Source organism: Streptomyces pathocidini, assembly GCF_001418495.1.
Lineage (GTDB): Bacteria > Actinomycetota > Actinomycetes > Streptomycetales > Streptomycetaceae > Streptomyces > Streptomyces pathocidini.
Genome location: NZ_LIQY01000190.1, coordinates 1 through 16677 on the forward strand (window position 1 = coordinate 1; position 16677 = coordinate 16677).

A 16677-nucleotide genomic window follows, 5' to 3' on the forward strand; every position below is an offset into this window, starting at 1 on the left:
GAGACGGTCAGCTTCTGGCCCTCGGGCCCGGTCGCCGAAGGTCCGGCGGCCGCGGCCGCCGGGGCATGGGCAACGGCCAGACCGCAGGCCGCGACGGCCGCGGCGAACCCCACACAGATGTCACTTCTGTTCATTCGGATCGACACCCCCACCATGGATCACTAAGGTAAGCCTAACCTAACGTAATTGCCAAGGGGGTTGGAAGATGCCCACACCTGAGAAGTCCTCGGAGCCGTCCTCTGAGCAGTCCTCACGCCCGAGACACGGCAGGGGAATTGCCGCTCTGCTCTTCGCGCTGACCGTGCTCGTCTCGGGCTGCTCGGGCGCCCAGGCGGGCGGCTCCGGGGGCGAGCCCACCCGGGCCGCGGCGAACGGGTGGGCGGCGGCGAGCGAGCGGGCCGCGGCGGCCGAGAAGCAGCTCGCCAGGAACGAAGTCGTCCCGCTGGAAGGCGAGGCCCCCGAGCCGGAGCTGCCGGTCACCGTCAAGTCCTCCGACGGGCGCGAGGTCACGGTGCGGGACGCCTCCCGCGTCCTGCCCCTCAACGGCGGCATAGCCGAGATCGTCTTCACGCTCGGGTTCGGCGACCGCGTCGTCGGCCGCGACGTCACCGCCACGTTCGAGCAGGCCGAGAGGCTCCCGCTCGTCACCAAGGCCCACGACGTCGGCGCGGAGAGCGTGCTGTCCCTCGATCCGACCGTGGTCCTCGCCGACACCGACACCGGCCCCAAGGAGGCCATCGACCAGATCCGCGAGGCGGGCGTCCCCGTCGTCGTCCTCGACCCGGCGACCGAGCTCGCCGACATCGAGACCCGGACCACCCGCGTCGCCCGGGCGCTCGGCGTGCCGGAGGCGGGCCAGGCCCTCAACGACCGTACGCGGAAGGAGATCGCGGCCGCCCGCGCCAACCTCCCCGCCGGACGCAAGCCCGAGGTCGCCTTCCTCTACATGCGCGGCAGCGCCGCCGTCTACCTCATCGGCGGCCCGGGCTCGGGCGCCGACTCCCTCATCGCCGCGGCGGGCGCGCGGGACGCCGGCACCGGCGCCGGGCTGAAGAACCCCTTCACCCCCATCACCAGCGAGGCCCTGGTCAAGGCGGAGCCCGACGTCATCCTCATGATGTCCAAGGGCCTCGAATCGGTCGGCGGCCTCGACGGGCTCCTGGCCGTCCCCGGCATCAAGGAGACCCCGGCCGGTATGAACCGCCGCGTCGTCGATCTCGAGGACGGCGTGCTGCTCAGTTTCGGCCCTCGCACCCCTCTCGTCATCGACATCCTCGTGGACCGCATCCACCGCACCGGCCCGTCATGACCGACCGGTAGGACCGGCGCGGCCGCGCAGCCGGCACGACCGAAAGGTGCAGGGCGGCTGCCCCACGGGCAGACATGCGCAAGCGGCACATGCGAGCGAACACCTTCGCGGCAGGCACCGCGTACGAGCACGAGCACGAGCACGGGTACGAGTGACGGCAGGGGGCCGGAGACCATGGATCCGCAGCGGGACTGGCAGTTTCTGGACGACCGGGGGCGCTTGGCGGCCGCGCCCCGGCAACCGTCCAGGATCGTCGCCTACATACAAGCCGGGGCGACGCTCTGGGACCACGGGATAGCCCCCGTCGGCCTGTTCGGCTCCGGCCACGACGGCGAACGGCCCGACCCCGTCAAGGCGGGGGCGCTCCCCGTGGAGGACATCGCGTACCTCGGCTCGGGGCCCGAGCTGACCGCCGACTCCCTCCTCGGAGCCGGACCCGACCTCGTGGTCGCTGTCACTTACGGCGGCGGACAGGTCTACGGGATCGACCCGGAGGTGGCCAAGCACCTGGAGGAGAGCGTTCCCGTGGTCGTGCTCGACGTGGGACAGGGGCGCGAACTGGGCGACGTACGGGACCGGTTCACGGCACTGGCCGACGCGCTCGGCGACGGTGGCGGCGGTACGCCCCCGGCCGCGGAGGAGTTCGACGCGGCGGCGGCCCGCCTCCGTACCGCCGCCGCGGGCCCGGCTCGCCCCCGGGTGCTGGCCCTGTCGCCCGCCGGGCCCGACGCCCACCTCGCCCGCCCCCGCGCGTGGGCGGGCCTTCGCGCGCTGGCCGAGCACGGGGTGAACGTCGTGGATCCCGCCGAGGGGCCGGGCGCCAACTGGTCCACGGTTCCGTGCGCCGAAGTGGCCGCGCTGGCCCCGGACATCATCCTGGCCGACGCCCGCGCGAACGCCACCCCCCTCCAGGACCTCCACACCGACGACCACTGGCGCACCCTCCTGGACGGCGCACGGGCCGTCGTCCCATGGAACCCGGAAGCCCCATGCAGCCACGCGGCCCACGCCCGCTTCTTCGACTCGATCGCGGCCGCGCTGCGCGGCGCGGGCTGAGGCGGTCACACGCCTTGGGTCGGCGGGCTCTCGGGGCCGGTGGGTTTGGGACCTGTGAGTGAGGGGCCCGTGGGTGGGGTCCGTAGGCGGGGGCCCGCGAGTCCTGAGGTCCGCGGGCAAGGGCCTCCGCGCCCGCCCGCGGGCCTCTCGAGGTCAACGGGACCCGGGATCAGCCCCAGCGTGCCAAGTACGCGCGCACGCCACCGAGTTCGGTACCGGCGGCCCGGTAGCCGATGTGCCCGTCCGGCCGGACGAGGAAGTGCGCGACCTCCCCGGCACCGAGGCCGAGGCGGCGCAGCGCGTGCCCGCCCGCATCGTGCAGACAGCCGGGCGCGGGGTACGCGGTGAGCCGGTGGAAGGCGACCGGCCCGGGCAAGTCCGCCGGGCCAGTGGGGTTGTTCGCCCGGGCACGGTCGGCAGAGCCGAACCGGCCTTCCGTGCCGGGGTGGCCGGTCGGGCCGGGGCGGCCGTCCTCGTTGATCAGGCTTACCGGTCCGAGCCGGCCTACCAGTCCGGGCCGGCCCGCTGGCCCCGGCCGGCCTGCCGGCTCGGGTCGGTCCGCCGTCTCGGGCGCGCCGGCTCCGCCCGGGCGGTCGGCGTCGACCAGGTAGTCGGCGTCGTCCCGGCCCGGATCGCCGACTGGGCCCCACGCCTCCAGTGGCCCGCACAGCAGCAAGTGGTAGGCCGGGGCGGCGAGTTCGCGGTGCAGGGTGGACGGGCGGCCGTCCAGGGCGATCGGCGCGTCCGGCAGGCGGTCGCCCGCCCTCGGGCCCCGGCGCGGGGTCGCGGGCCCCTCCTGTGAAGCCGGGCTGGAGCGGTAGCGGATGGCGAGCTGCGAGACCGTACGCAGCCCGGCCACCCGCCCGGGCCCCAGGCGCAGCAGCAGCGGCAGCAGCCGCGGGGCCAGCCGGGTGCGGGCGAACCGTACGAGCGGCCGGGGCGAGGTGCCCGCCGTGAACGCCCGGTCGGTGAAGCGCCGCACCCGCCGGCCCACGGGCGCCCGCTCGGGCTCGTACGTGTCCAGCAGCCCCGGCCCGGCCCGGCCGGTCGTGACCAGGCCGAGCTTCCAGCCGAGGTTCACCGCGTCCTGGACACCGGTGTTCATGCCCTGCGCCCCGGCGGGGCTGTGGATGTGGGCGGCGTCGCCGGCCAGGAACACCCGGCCCGACCGGTAGTGCGCGGCGCCGCGGTTGTGCAGCCGGAAGTTGGTCATCCACACCGGGTCGCGCAGCCTTACGCCCCCGCCGGTGTATCCGTCCACGAGCCGCTGCACCTCGGCCAGTTCGACCGCCCGCTCCACCGGCGCGGCATCCCCGACAGGCCGTTGGACCAGCACGCGCCAGCTCGCGGGCGCGCCCAGGGGGAGTACGAGCAGCAGTCCGCGCGCGGCGGGGAACATGTGCGCCCACCCCGGCTCGATCCCGTCCGCCTCGACGTCCGCCAGTACGAAGCTCTGCGGGTAGGCGCCGCCTTCGAACGCGATCCCGGCCGTGCGCCGCACGGTGCCGTGCGCCCCGTCGCACCCGACGACGTACCGCGCCGTCACGCTCTCCTCCCGCCCGTCCCGGCCGCGCAGCGTGCAGCGGACGCCGTCGCCCGCGGGATCGAAGCCGGTGAGTTCCGTGCCCCGCTCGACGGCCACGCCCCGCTCGCCGAGGTGCTCGCAGAGGATGCGCTCGGTCTCGGCCTGCGAGAGGAAGAGCAGGTACGGGTACGCGGTGTCCTCGACGCCGATGTCGAACAGCGGCACCGGCACGGTCCGCCGGCCGAAGTGCAGCCGCAGCCGCACGGTCCGGTTGCCGCGCTCCACCATCGCGTCGGCGACCCCGTCGAACCGCTCCAGCACCTCCAGCGTGCGCGCCTGCACGCCCAGGGCTCGCGACTCGTGGACCCGGTCCAGCGCCCGGTCCACCAGCCGGAAGCGGACCCCGTACCGCGCCAGCTCCGCCGCGAGCGCGAGGCCGGTCGGCCCGGCGCCGACCACCAGGACATCGAGCGGGCGAGAAGAATTCATCATGTGTTGAATATAACGCGCGAGATGCCCCCGTGCCAGGTCGCCGACGAGCCCCGCTATCATGAACGTGCCGCGGGCTGATCACCCAGCCCAAGATCATGCCCCCGCTTCGCCGCCATCCACGATCCGTCGGTGGAGACGCGGCGCGGGGGGCCGCGCAAGGTCCTCCTGGACTACCTCCGCGCCGAGCAGGAACTCGGTCGCCTCGACCCGGCGGCCAGCGCCGACGCCGCCGCGGCCATGATCATGGGCGCGTGCCACGAACTCGTCCTGCCGCGCCTCCTCCAGGGTGGCCGGGAGCGGGAGTTGGCCGTCCCGCCGGGTTTTGTGGACGGCCTGGTGACGACAGTCCTCGCGGGCATTGGCCCGCGAGGAACCCCATAGGCCCTCGGGACCGCCGCGGCGCAGGGACCGGCAGCCCTTCCGGGCGCGTCTCCTCGTCCACGAATTGCGAAATTCTTCAATTCGCTACATGATGCTTTGGTCATGAACGCGGGCCCCGCCGGGCGCCCGCGCTGTTCTGCCAGGGATCGAGGTCCAGTGCCGGTTCCGCTCTACCAGGCGAAGGCCGAGTTCTTCCGGATGCTGGGGCATCCGGTGCGCATCCGCGTCCTCGAACTGCTCCAGGACGGGCCCAAGCCCGTACGCGACCTGCTGATCGCGATCGAGATCGAGCCGTCCAACCTCTCCCAGCAGCTCGCCGTGCTCCGCCGCTCCGGCATCGTGACCGCCACCCGCAACGGCTCGACCGTGGTGTACGAGCTGGCGGGCGGCGACGTGGCGGAGCTGCTGGCCGCCGCCCGGCGCATCCTGAGCGCACTGCTGGCGGACCAGAACGAACTGCTCGCGGAGTTGCGCGGGGGCGAACGAGGAGACTCCCATGTCCGATGACGTCCGCAACACCCCCGACGCCCCTGGCGTGTCTGGGACTTCGTCCCACGCCCAACGGCCGTCTTCCGACTCCAAGGCCCACAACGAGGGCTGGAAGGAGAAGGGCGTCATCCTGCGCGTAGGGATCTACGTCTTCGCGACCCACCTCTTCGCCGGCTTCGTCTGGCTGCTCTTCTACGTGGGCGACCACGCGGGCAAGTAGCGCCCCCGACGCCTGGTCACCAGGCCGTGTGACCGTCGTGAAGGTAGACGGGCCGCCCTCGGCTCGCAGCTGCGAGCGCTTCACTGAGCCGGTTCCGCATCCTCTGAGGCAGCAGTTCACGTGCCTTGCCCACCGAGACGAAGCGCGCCTCGGACAACTCCTCGTCCCGCGGGAGCAGTTCCTCGACTGTGTGAAGCGTTCCCCCGTCGAAAACGAAGGCGACCTGGTCGTCCCATGGCCCGTGTGGGGGCACCCAGTCGACGACCAGGAGCCCGCTCAGGGTGATCTCCAGCCCCAGTTCCTCCCTGAGCTCACGGACCACTGTGTGCTCGGGTGGCTCGTTGGCCTCCGCCATGCCTCCGGGCAGGTCCCAGCCTGGTTTGTAGGTGGGGTTCACCAGCAGTACGCGACCGAGGGGATCCCGGAGGAGTACGTCCGCCGCGACGCGTTTACGGGCCTGCTTGGCGTTCCCCTCGGCGAGGTACGCGTTCCAGGCGTCAGGGTCGCCAGGTGTGGGCCTCATATAGAGGTGCCTTCCCTGGAGGTGATGATGTCGGCCAGCAAGAGCATTCTCGCGCGCCGTGCGTCGTCAAGCTGGGCCAGGTACTCCCGCACTGGCCCATACGCTTTGTGGGGCTCCAGCAAGCGTCGGAGGTCGTCGAGCTGGTGGACGACTCTGATCGATCCGAGGGTTGGGTTGGTCTTGAGCAGGTCATGCCCTGTGCTGACGGCGGCATCGAGATCCAGCCGGTGCACATGGACACCGGCAAGTGAAATCCGGCTCAGAGCCAAAGACCGTGCTCGCCCGTCCTCCCGCAGGTTCACCGCTTCGCTGTAACCCCCGACAGCGCATGGGTGTTTCGAGAACAACCCAGCCGGAACCTGGTCGTGGGTCGAGAACCGTACCGGGCTACCCATCGCTTCCGCGTACGCCGACTACCTGCAAGGGATCGCCACATGACCGCCCCAACAAATAGCAAGGCAGCTGAACTTCGGGAGAAGTTTGCTGCCGCCCTGGGAGAAGGGCGCTCCAGCGAATGGCTGACCGCGTTCGCCGATGTGCCACGCCACCTTTTCATCCCCACCTTCTACCGGCAGGACGAGCAAGGCCGGTGGTGCGAGACGCAGCATTCCGTGTGCCCTACTCGACCAGGTGCGCGAGCAATCCATCACCGTCGCGCCGATCGGCTTCGGTATCGCGCGGATCGCTGTCTGGGGCGGCCGCGAGGCGACTGGCCGGTTTCTTCCCACGCCCGCCTATTTCATGCCGCGCCGCGTCCCAAGCAAGGCCCCGGACTTCGGCGGTCTCGAAGCCAGGCCTGCCGAGCGAACTGCGGTTCCGGCAAACGATGTGATCGACCGTCTGAAATTCCCGCTCTCGCTGGCGCTCCCCGGGTACAATTCCTGCTCATGGTTTGACAACAAAGAAAATCTGACCAGCGTAGGCTTGTGGACGGAGGACGGATCCACCGCCGTTTCCGACGCCGGGGGCAAGGTTCGCCAGATCGGCCACCAGAGGCTCTGGGACACCGTTGAGGAACTGGCCGAGGTCTTCCCGGGCGGCATTCCCCTCCGAGAAGACTTCGGACTCACGATCACGTCCGAGGGCCAGCGGGCCTGGTACCAAGATCCCGAAGGCCCATCCTGGCCTCTGCCCACTCAATAGGCTGGCTTGGACGCCGAGATCAGGCAGTGAACACCAGTGACGAGAGGGGCCGGCATGGCGCAGCAAGATGGGGCGCGGCTGTTTCGGGAGACGTGGATCGCGGGCGTGCGCGAGTACTTTCCCGGCGAGCCGAAGGCGGGGTACGTGACGCCTTGGGACGACACTCCGGAGTGGGAACGCCAGGCCGCCGGTGCGGTGTACGAGCAGGTGGTGCAGTTCTTCGCGCTGAGTGACGGCCAGGCGGCGCGGCTGAGCCGCGAGCAGAAGGGGCGGTTCGTCGCGACCTGCTGGACGGCCCAGATGTACCGGCACTTCGAGGACCCCAAGCCGGGGTACGTGGCCGACTGGTCGGACCTGCCCGACTGGCAGCAGGAAACCGACTCGGACATTTTCGAGGCCATCGAGAAGTCACTGACTTGAGCGGTGGTCGGGGACGTGAGGACTGCGCACGGCCATGGTCGGCCGTTGAGACCGACCGACCTGTCCCCAAGACGAGACGGAGAACGGCTGTTGACGGCCGCTACCACCGCCTGCAACGTCGCCGGTTGTGGTCAGGCGGCGAGTGATGCGGAGTGCAAACGATGCGGGAGTTGAGCGAGGGCATACGGGAGCGGCTGGCGGCGCCGGACGTGTGGTTCGTGGCGACGACCGGCCCTGATGGGGCGCCCCACGTGAGTCCCATGTGGATGGGTCTGGACGGGGACAACCCCTGGTTCAACACCTCGGTGGGCAGGGTCAAGTTGCGCAATCTGCGTCATGACCCGCGGGTGTGTCTCTCCCATCACGCCGAGCCCTTCGACCGCATCCAGATCCACGGCCGCGTCGCCCGCTTCGTCGAGGGGCCGAAGGCAGAACGGGACATGGACCGGCTCGCGCACAAGTACCTGGGCACGCCGTATGAGTGGTTGCTGCCCGGGGAGCAGCGGGTGACGGTGGTGATTGAGCCACTGCGTGTACGCCGTGTCGTCGGTGTCGAGCCCTTCGGGCCGCGGTGAGCAGTGAGCCGCCGGACGGGATGCGCAGCGACCGGGGTTGGCAGGCATCGCCGTCGCGTGGTTCAGCGAGTCAGGGTCCTGACCATTGCCCTGCTGAGGCCACGCCGGCCGGTGGATCGCGTGCGGACGATCCGGCGGCTGGGGGCACGCACCTCGGCATTGGCCTCCCGGCACGCTCCCGGACCGCGTGTCGTCGGCGTGCACGGGCCGTAAAATCTCTCCGGGGCAGGGGAGTTGGCGGGCCGTTGCGTCGCCGCGTGAATCGGGGGAAGGTGCGCGTCGGTCTTCCCGGGCCGTGCGCCGTTGCCGCTGGCGTACCGTAGCCGTCGCCTGGAGGAGGAGCCGTCATGCAGCTGGTCCTGGAGTTGGCCGACGACGAAGTCGGCCGCGAGACCAGCGCCTTGTACCAGTGGCTTCTCCGTGAACGGGCGCTGCGCGGGCACGCCCAGGTGACATCGGGGTCGGCCCAAGCGGGGGACGCCATGGGGTCGGCCGTGGAGTGGGTCAACGTCGTGGTGGCCAACGCCATCGCGCTCGGGTCCCTTCTGACGACCCTGGCCACCTGGCGTGCCACACGTCCGTCGGCGCCGACCGTCCGCATCGAGGTGAACGGGGTGACGGTCGCCGTCGACAGAGGCGATCCCGAGTTCATCGCCTTGCTCACCGAGAGGCTCCGGGAAGCCGGGGACCGGCGGCCCTCCGGTGGGGACTCCTAAGAGGCGCGCGACGCCATGCTCTCCCGCCCCGACAAGTCCAGCGTGGTGATCATCGGGTGCCACGCCTACGACCACCTCAACGATCTGCCCGCTGTCACACGCAACCTCACCGGCCTGGCCGGAGCGCTGCGCCAACCCGCGATCTGGGGGGTACCCCGGGGCAGGATCACCGTGCTGCGCCAGCCGCGGACCGCCGAGCATGTTCTGGAGACGGTGGAAGAGGCGGCCCGCACTGCGGAGGACACGCTGGTGGTCTACTACGCCGGTCACGGCCTGGTGGACCCGCTGACCGGTGAACTCCATCTCGCCCTGCCGGGCTCGCGTCCCGGTGGGGCGCGGGTGAGCGCCGCGCTGCGGTTCGAGGACCTCAGGCGCGTCATGGTGCATCACGAGGTCGAGGCGAACAAAAGGGTGCTGCTGCTCGATTGCTGCTTCAGCGGGTGGGCGCTCGCGGGCGACATGGGGACTGTGGCGGAGGACAATCCGGCCGACCTCGTCGAGATCGAGGGGACATGCGTCATCACCGCGTCCTCCGAGACGGAACGGGCCCTCGCGCCGCCGGGAGAACGTTTCACGGCCTTCACGGGCGCGCTGATCCGGTTGCTCGAGCAGGGGGTTCCCGGAGCCGGTGAGCTGCTGGACATGGAGACCCTGTACCGGAAGGTCTCCTCCGAACTGCGCGCCAGGTCACGCCCCGTGCCCCAGCAGCGCAATCGCAATACCGGCGGCCGGATCTGCATTGCGCGCAACCGGGCGACGCCGGTTCCCGACCCGCCGCCCCCGCCGTCACCGGTACTGGCCACGTCGGGCGGTACCGACCTCGGCTCGGGACGTCCCGCGGAGCCAGGACCGAGCGGGGTGCGTGCCCTGTGGAACCGGTGGTGGTTCCGGGTGGCGGTTCTCGCCTGCGTGATGGCCGTCCTGGTCGGCAGCGCCACGGCCGTCGTCCGGTCCCTGACCGAGGACGGCAGCTGTGCCGAGGGCACGGGGGAACTCGGACCCGACAACAAGGGTGTCGGGCTGACCGACGGCGATTACCCGTTCGCCTCCGGCCTGAAGAGGGTGAGCGAGCGGATCAAGACCGAGAACGACAGGGTCGCCGACACTGGGAAGCATTACGAGACCATCGTCTATATGAGGCCCATGACCGCTGAAGGGCCAGACCACGGGGCCCGGGCAGCGGTGCAACACGAACTGGAGGGGGCCTACACCGCCCAGTACCTGGCCAACCACCGCGATGGTGAGCAGATTCCGCTGATCAGGTTGCTGCTGGCCAATACCGGGAGCAACGCCGAGGCACTGGACTCCGTCGTCGACGAGACGGTCGCTCGAGGCGACTGCGAAAGAATCGTCGCGGTAGCCGGGCTCCGGCCCACCGCGGCCATGGAGAGGGCCGTCACGCGTCTGACCGAGGCCGGCGTGGCGACGGTCGCGTCCACCCCGGCAACCAGACAGCTGCGTGATGAGCCCGGACTGGTCACCATCGCACCCTCACCCGGCGATCAGGCCGCTGCCGTGGCGAAAACGCTGTCCACCAAGCCGTACGACGCCGAGAAGGTACTGCTCGTACGTGATGAGAACCCGCGATATCTCCTCACTCGCGAACTCGCCGAGGAATTCAAGGACGCGCTTCCCACCCGTCATTCACCCGAGATGACCTTCAACTCGTCGCAGGGCAGCACCGCCGCTTACTTCCAATACCAGATGCCCAATCTCTGCCTGGAGAAGGCCGGCGTGGTCTATTTCGCCGGACGCGGACTCGACCTCCCGGATTTCCTGACCGCGCTTGCTGACCGCTCTTGTGTCGGCAAGCGCATGACCGTCTTCTCCGGGGACGACGTCGCGCAGGCGCTGTTGTCGGAAAGGGCCGATGATCTCAAGCGCGCCCTGAGGAGAGGCAATGTGGAACTCCGCTACACAGGCCTTGCCCACGCGGACGCCTGGTCGGAGCGCCCGGGTTGCTTTTCCGCGAAGGCGACCGCGCCATTTCGCCGCGGCGGGGTGTACGAGAGGGAATTCCCCGGCAGTTCGTTGGGCGATGGATACGCGATCATGAGTCACGACATGATATTGACCGCCGTGACAGCGATCAGGACGGGCCAAGCCGTCTCGGCGGCGTCCGGGCGCGCCGCCGCCCTGTCCGTCATCCGCACGTTCTACGGCGTCCACGCCGTGGCGGGGGCCAGCGGCTGGATCTCGATGTCACGGGACGGCACCCCTGACCGTAAGGCGATCCCCATCATCGAGGTTGAAGCCGACGGCGATACACGCGTGGCAACTGTGCTGTCGCGCACCGGTATCCCTTACGAGCCGCCTGGTATGGAGAGGGCTTTCGTTCCTCATCCGATGCGATGATCCGGACACGGCGGGAGGGAGGGCAAGCGCTGGTGACCGTAGCCCCGGCGTTCAACGCGTTCAACGCCCTCCCCATCCCGGGGCACTTCCCGCGGCGGCCCTGCTGGCATACGACGGATACCTGTCCATCCGGAGTGAAACCGCGGGGTGCCCTCATGCCCGAAGACGCGCTCGCGCACCGTGCCACACCGTCCTCCGTCGCCGCCCGGGGGATGGCCTTCCTCTCCGCCTCCAAGGACGGTATGCCGTCCGCGCTGTACTCCTTCGACCCGTCCTTCGCCGAGACCGTGGAGTCCGGCGCAGCCCGCCGCCTGCTGCGGCAGCGGCACGGCACGGACATAGGGTTCGATCCGGGGGACGAGGCGTTCTCCGCGATGACCGCGCTGGCGGTGCTCCCGCCGACCGTCGGCCGGGCCGAGCGGCGCTTCGTGGCGGAGGTGGTCCGGCAGGTGGAGGGGGCGCGCCGGGGGAACCGTTTCCGGTTCTTTCCCAGTGTCCCCGCTTTCGCCGCCGACACCGATTGCACCGCTCTCGCGGCAGGCGCGCTCTTCGAGCACGGTCTGATCTCGAGAAGCCAGCTGCTGGCGACGGCTCAGGACCTCGTCAAGTCCTCGGCCAGGACCGAGGACGGAATGCCGGACGGCCCCCTCCGCAAAGGGGTCTTCCTCGTGTACTGGGACGACGGGGTGGAACCCGGCGTCTCGCCGCGCGGCCGCAAGCATGACGCGGTCGTCTGCGCCAACATACTGGCCACCCTGCACCTCGCGGCGGGGCATACGGACATGTGCCTCGCCACCATCACGTATCTTCACAGCCACTTGATGTCCGGCGACTACGAGAAGGGCACGCGCTACTACCCGTCCCCCGCGGCCTTAGTGCACGCCGCCGCCCGCGTGTGCCGTCGGTGCGAACAGTGCGCGAGCCGGCTGGCCAGCCCGCTGGCAGCCGCCCTGAGACGCGCGGAACCGGAAGGCGCCCTTGGCCTCGCGCTGCTGGCTATCGCCGCGGACCACCTCGGGCTCGCTTGCCCGGCCCAGTGGCGTGAGCAACTCGCCGCACAGCAGCGGCAGGACGGTTCGTGGCCCGCGTCCGGCTATTTCCGGATGGGAAGGGTGCCGCTCTGGTTCGGCTCCCCGCACCTCACGACCGCCTTCGCCGTCCGCGCCCTGCACGGATGGACGCCGTGACCGCCGCCCGGCCGGAGTTTCTCGACGGGCAACACCGCTGTGTCACAGAGGAGTTGCTCTCCTGGTCGCTGAGCCACTGCACCTGCGCCAGGGGCAGGGACTATCACGCCCGCCAGGCCTACATCGCGGCCACCTTCGACGCGTATTGCGCCCCGTGGCGGACTGCCGGCCCCGAGGTGAACAGCGGGAGGCTCTTCGTCCTGTTCGTCTTTCTGGTGGACGACGTGACGGTTGAGGAGATCGAGGCTGTGGTGCGGTGCATCGAGTCCGGTGCCCTGGATGCGCCGTACGAGGGCGTGGCATGCGTCCACGCGATCCTGGAGACGCTCCGCCGGAAGGGGGCCTCCACCGCGCGGCTGGAGGAAGCATTCCGGGCCTGGGCGTCCCGGGAGCTGGCCGAGCAGTCGCTCACCGTGGATGAGTTGACCGTCGAGAGCTACTGGCCGTACCGGAAGCACACGATTCTAGTGCCCCTCTACGACGCGTGCTGGACCGCCGAGCTCGGCCTGCACCTCGCCCCTGACATGGAGGAGACACTGGAGCTCAGCGGACTGCTTGAGCTGGCCGCGCACATCATCGTGCTCGCCAACGACCTGGGCTCACTCGACCGGGACGCCCGGCCGGTGGATGACACCCAGGTCGTCGACATCAACTCCGTCCTGCTGCTCGAGCCCGTCCTGGGATCACGCGAAGCAGCCGTCCGGCACGTCGTCGAGGAGCACAACCGTGACGCTGAGCGGTTCGCCGCACGGGCTACGCAGCTGCTGGCCGAACACGGACACGCGGAGCCGCGGCTGCGGGACCGGGTCGAGCTGATCCGTCTCCAGGCCAACGGCAACTTGGAAACCATCCACCACCTGGAGGACCGCTATCCCGGCAGCCGGGCACGGCTGAGCGGCCTGCGCGTGATCCCCGACGTGAGTTAGGGACGGGAGTCGCGTCGGATCAGCGAGCTGGGGGGACCCGGCAGTCCGGTTGCTGGAAGGACGCCGCGGCGACGACGGCGGACAGACTGCTGAGGCCGTTGACGGGCAGTCGAGGTTGGCGGTGATCGGAATCACCGCCACGACCGTGGTGAATGTTCGCAGTCGGGCGCACTACCGCGCGTAAGGAGGCGCGCACCCGGTGGTGCGCTGCCGAAGCGGTACGACTTCATCAGACAAACTCGCTTGTTTATCTGATGAAGCCATTGACCCCCGCCCGCCTCCTGGCTAGCGTCTGCCCCGCCGTCGAGGTCTCCGACGATCGAGGGGGAAGCCGCCGTGCCCGTGCCCGATCCCGTTCCCGGGCTCCCGCCCGCGTACCCGTCCAATGGCCGTGCCGGGCGCGTGGTGCAGGCGCTGGGCGCGCGGATCGTGCGCGGGGAGATGGCGCCCGGGGCCGCGGTGCCCACTGAGGAGCAGCTGGTCGCCGAGTACGGCGTCGGGCGCTCCTCGCTCCGAGAGGGCATCAAGGTCCTTGCCGGGAAAGGGCTGTTGGAGAGCCGTACGAGCGCCGGTACGAGGGTGCGCTCCCGCGAGTCCTGGAACCTGCTTGACCCCGATGTGCTGCGCTGGCGCTACCACCCCGAGGCGTCCGACACCGACGTGGCCGCCCTCGCCGACCTGCGCGTCGCGCTGGAGCCCGGCGCCGCCCGGCTGGCCGCGGAGTCGGCGGGGCCGGCCGCCCGGCGCGAGGTCGAGCGCGCCATGGCCGATCTGTGGGCCACCGTGGACGACCCGGACCCGCGCGCGTTCATCGAGGCCGATCTCGCCTTCCACCGCGCGGTGTTCGTGGCCGGCGCCAACGACCTGCTGCTCTACATCCACGACGTCATCAGCGTGCCGATGAGCGCGGTGCGGCCTCTCCACACGCACTCCGCCGGCCACAACAAGGAAACCCTGCCCGCCCACGAGCGGGTCGCGGTCGCGATCCGCCGGCGGCACCACAGGAAGGCTGAGGAAGCCATGCGGGAGATCGTCGAAGTCGCTCGCGAGGACGCGCTGCGGGAGCGCCCCGAGGACGCGCTGCGGCAGTGCGGGCCCGAGGGAGACCAGTGATGGCGGAACCGACCGGAAGAACCGAACCCGCCGGGGCAGTAGAGCGGACCGGAACAACCGAGCCGACCGCAACAACCGAGCGGACCGGAACAACCCAACCCGCCGGGGTGGCAGAGCCGGCGAAAACTCCCCAGGGGGACGGCGACGTACGCCTGGAGTACGTCGGTGCCGAAGGGCGGGTCGCCCTCCTCACTCTCGACCGGCCCGCCAAACTCAACGCGCTCACCCCGCGTATGACGGCCCAACTCGCCGCCCACATCGCCGAGATCAACACCGGCACCCGCGCCAGGGTCGTCGTCCTCACCGGCACCGGACGCGCCTTCTGCGCGGGCAGCGACATCCGCGGCCTCGACGCGTACGCCACGCCCTGGGAGTTCGGCAACCGGGACGACTACGGTGACCTGCTGCGCACCTGCCGCAAACCGGTGATCGCCGCCATCAACGGCCACGCCCTCGGCGGCGGCCTGGAGCTGGCCCTGGCGGCGGACATCCGGATCGCGGCCGCCTCGGCGCGGTTCGCGGCGCCCGAGGTGAAGCTCGGCTGGATCGGCGGCAGTGGCATGTCCGCCCAGCTGGTGCACAGCATCGGGCCGGGCAACGCGGCCCGGATGGTCCTCACCGGCGATCCGGTCGACGCCGCGACCGCCCTCGCCTGGGGGCTGGTCAGCGAAGTGGCCGACGACGACCGGCTGTTGGGGGTCGCCACCGAGCTCGGCGAGGCGATCGCCGCCCGCGCGCCGATCGCCGCGCAGACCGCGAAGCTCAACCTGCGCGCCGCCCACAGCATGCCCCTGGACGAGGCGATCCGCCTCGAACGCCACCTCCAGACCATCTGCTTCGCCACCGGCGACGCCGCCGAGGGCCGCGCCGCGTTCGCCGAGCGCCGTACGCCCGACTTCAAGGAGCGGTGACCATGGGAGCCCTGAGCGGATACCGCGTCGTGGACCTGTCCATCGCGATGGCCGGCCCCCTGGCCGCCATGCGCATGGGCGACCTGGGCGCCGACGTCGTCAAGGTCGAGCCGGTGACGGGGGAGTGGCAGCGCCATGCCCCGGCCGGCGGCGCCACCGGGAACCGGATCAACGCCTCGTTCCTGGCCCTGAACCGCAACAAGCGCAGCCTGGCCCTCGACCTCAAGTCCCCGGCCGGGCGCCAGGCCGTCCACGACCTCATAGCCGGCGCCGACGTGTTCGTGCAGAACTACCGCACCGGCGTGGCCGAACGCCTCGGCGTGGACTACGAGTCGGTCCGCAGGACCAACCCCGGGATCGTCTACGTCTCCATCTCCGGCTACGGCAAGGACGGCCCGTACGCGAACCGGCCCGGCCAGGATCTGCTGCTCCAGGCCATGTCCGGCGCGATGTACAACGTCGGGCGCGAGGGCGACCCGCCGCAGCCCGCCGGGACGTACACGATCGACGCGATCACCGCGTACAGCGCGGTCGAGGGTGCGCTGGCCGCGCTGCTGCACCGGGAGCGGACCGGCGAGGGCCAGCTCGTCAGCGTGAACATGCTGGACGCCGCGCTGGCCGTGCAGGCCCAGGAGTTGACCATCTACACCGTGGGCGGGGTCCCGCAGCGGCGCGGCGGCCGGCCGCACGGGCACACCTACATCCGCGCCCCCTACGGCGCGTTCGCCACCGCCGACGGCCACGTCGCCCTGGCCATGCCCAATCTCGCCGTGCTGGGCGGGCTGCTGGGCAGCGCCGAACTGTCCGCGATGGACGAGAACGTGGACGGGCACACCCGCCGCGACGACATCAACGCCATCGTGTCCGCCGCCCTCACGACCCGTACGACCGGGGAGTGGCTGGAGCTGTTCGCCGAACACGGCCTGTGGGCGAGCCCGGTGTACGCGTACGCGGACGTGCTCCGCGACCCGCAGGTGCGGCACAACGGCTCCCTGGTCACGTACGAGCACCCCACCGAGGGCACCGTGACCACCCCCGGCTTCCCCTTCCGGCTCAGCCGGACCGCGCCCGAGGTCAGCCGGGGCGCGCCGCTGGCCGGTGAGCACACCCGGGAGCTGCTGGCCGAACTCGGCTACGCGGCGGACCGGATCGACGCGCTCCTCGCCGAGGGCGCGGCGGCGCAGGACCGGTCGGCACAGGCCCCATCGGCACAGGACTCATCGGGACAAGACCCGGCGGCACAAGACCAGTTGGCGCAGCGCCCGGTGGCGCAGTCGGCGACCCGACAGCAGGAGGCGAGCACAGCATGACCATCGCGGTGGTGACCGGCGCCGGT

18 protein-coding genes are annotated in these 16677 nt (G+C 70.8%); 16 read left to right on the top strand and 2 right to left on the bottom strand.

The window, feature by feature from the left end:
- Positions 1 to 205 precede the first annotated feature (205 nt).
- Both AOK16_RS11055 and AOK16_RS11060 read left to right on the top strand, forming a co-directional pair.
- Positions 206 to 1309 (top strand): heme/hemin ABC transporter substrate-binding protein, encoded by a 1104-nt coding sequence (locus tag AOK16_RS11055; RefSeq protein ID WP_055472080.1) that lies wholly within the window; start codon positions 206 to 208, stop codon positions 1307 to 1309.
- A gap of 174 nt (positions 1310 to 1483) precedes the next feature.
- A complete protein-coding gene (locus AOK16_RS11060) occupies positions 1484 to 2365 on the top strand; it encodes an ABC transporter substrate-binding protein (RefSeq protein ID WP_055472081.1) in 882 nt (293 codons plus the stop codon).
- A 169-nt stretch (positions 2366 to 2534) separates the two neighbouring features.
- On the opposite strand, the gene AOK16_RS11065 is transcribed toward AOK16_RS11060, so the two are convergent.
- Positions 2535 to 4382, bottom strand: coding sequence for an FAD-dependent monooxygenase (locus AOK16_RS11065; RefSeq protein ID WP_079101256.1), 1848 nt, complete (start codon positions 4380 to 4382; stop codon positions 2535 to 2537).
- A gap of 129 nt (positions 4383 to 4511) precedes the next feature.
- Here AOK16_RS11065 and AOK16_RS11070 point away from each other — a divergent pair, with 129 nt between their 5' ends.
- The 3 genes from AOK16_RS11070 (at position 4512) to AOK16_RS11080 (ending at position 5472) form a co-directional block, all read left to right on the top strand.
- On the top strand, positions 4512 to 4763 hold the full coding sequence (locus tag AOK16_RS11070) for a hypothetical protein (protein WP_055472083.1): 252 nt from the start codon (positions 4512 to 4514) through the stop codon (positions 4761 to 4763).
- Positions 4764 to 4919: 156 nt separating this feature from the next.
- Positions 4920 to 5270, top strand: a complete 351-nt coding sequence (locus tag AOK16_RS11075) for an ArsR/SmtB family transcription factor (protein WP_055472084.1) — start codon at positions 4920 to 4922, stop codon at positions 5268 to 5270.
- A complete protein-coding gene (locus tag AOK16_RS11080; RefSeq protein WP_055472085.1) occupies positions 5260 to 5472 on the top strand; it encodes a DUF6126 family protein in 213 nt (70 codons plus the stop codon). The genes AOK16_RS11075 and AOK16_RS11080 overlap by 11 nt, the downstream gene beginning before the upstream one ends.
- A gap of 16 nt (positions 5473 to 5488) precedes the next feature.
- On the opposite strand, the gene AOK16_RS11085 is transcribed toward AOK16_RS11080, so the two are convergent.
- Positions 5489 to 5995: an NUDIX domain-containing protein gene (locus AOK16_RS11085; protein ID WP_055472086.1), complete on the bottom strand. Its 507-nt coding sequence runs from the start codon at positions 5993 to 5995 to the stop codon at positions 5489 to 5491.
- Positions 5996 to 6102: 107 nt separating this feature from the next.
- On the opposite strand from AOK16_RS11085, the gene AOK16_RS27140 reads away from it, so the two are divergent.
- The 11 genes from AOK16_RS27140 (at position 6103) to AOK16_RS11135 (ending at position 16651) form a co-directional block, all read left to right on the top strand.
- Positions 6103 to 6246 carry a hypothetical protein gene (locus tag AOK16_RS27140; RefSeq protein WP_157859174.1) on the top strand — a complete coding sequence of 48 codons (144 nt, stop codon included), beginning with the start codon at positions 6103 to 6105 and terminating at the stop codon, positions 6244 to 6246.
- A 379-nt stretch (positions 6247 to 6625) separates the two neighbouring features.
- Complete coding sequence (locus AOK16_RS11090) at positions 6626 to 7138, top strand: methyltransferase domain-containing protein (protein ID WP_055472087.1); 513 nt, start codon at positions 6626 to 6628, stop codon at positions 7136 to 7138.
- Positions 7139 to 7192: 54 nt separating this feature from the next.
- Positions 7193 to 7558, top strand: a complete 366-nt coding sequence (locus AOK16_RS11095; RefSeq protein ID WP_055472088.1) for a hypothetical protein — start codon at positions 7193 to 7195, stop codon at positions 7556 to 7558.
- 161 nt (positions 7559 to 7719) lie between these two features.
- Entirely contained in the window at positions 7720 to 8133 is a 414-nt protein-coding gene (locus tag AOK16_RS11100) for a TIGR03618 family F420-dependent PPOX class oxidoreductase (protein WP_055472089.1), read from the top strand.
- Positions 8134 to 8480: 347 nt separating this feature from the next.
- The gene (locus AOK16_RS11105; protein WP_055472090.1) at positions 8481 to 8849 is read left to right on the top strand and encodes an effector-associated constant component EACC1; all 369 of its coding nucleotides are present in this window, start codon (positions 8481 to 8483) and stop codon (positions 8847 to 8849) included.
- Positions 8850 to 8864: 15 nt separating this feature from the next.
- Positions 8865 to 11204 carry a caspase, EACC1-associated type gene (locus tag AOK16_RS11110; protein WP_055472091.1) on the top strand — a complete coding sequence of 780 codons (2340 nt, stop codon included), beginning with the start codon at positions 8865 to 8867 and terminating at the stop codon, positions 11202 to 11204.
- Between the two features lie 155 nt (positions 11205 to 11359).
- A complete protein-coding gene (locus tag AOK16_RS11115; RefSeq protein WP_055472092.1) occupies positions 11360 to 12391 on the top strand; it encodes a hypothetical protein in 1032 nt (343 codons plus the stop codon).
- Positions 12379 to 13317 (top strand): terpene synthase family protein, encoded by a 939-nt coding sequence (locus AOK16_RS11120; RefSeq protein WP_157859175.1) that lies wholly within the window; start codon positions 12379 to 12381, stop codon positions 13315 to 13317. The genes AOK16_RS11115 and AOK16_RS11120 overlap by 13 nt, the downstream gene beginning before the upstream one ends.
- Positions 13318 to 13653: 336 nt before the next feature.
- Positions 13654 to 14430, top strand: a complete 777-nt coding sequence (locus AOK16_RS11125; protein ID WP_055472094.1) for a FadR/GntR family transcriptional regulator — start codon at positions 13654 to 13656, stop codon at positions 14428 to 14430.
- Between the two features lie 107 nt (positions 14431 to 14537).
- Positions 14538 to 15341, top strand: a complete 804-nt coding sequence (locus AOK16_RS11130; RefSeq protein WP_276202493.1) for an enoyl-CoA hydratase/isomerase family protein — start codon at positions 14538 to 14540, stop codon at positions 15339 to 15341.
- Positions 15342 to 15343: 2 nt separating this feature from the next.
- Positions 15344 to 16651 (top strand): CaiB/BaiF CoA transferase family protein, encoded by a 1308-nt coding sequence (locus tag AOK16_RS11135; protein ID WP_079101259.1) that lies wholly within the window; start codon positions 15344 to 15346, stop codon positions 16649 to 16651.
- Positions 16652 to 16677: the final 26 nt, after the last annotated feature.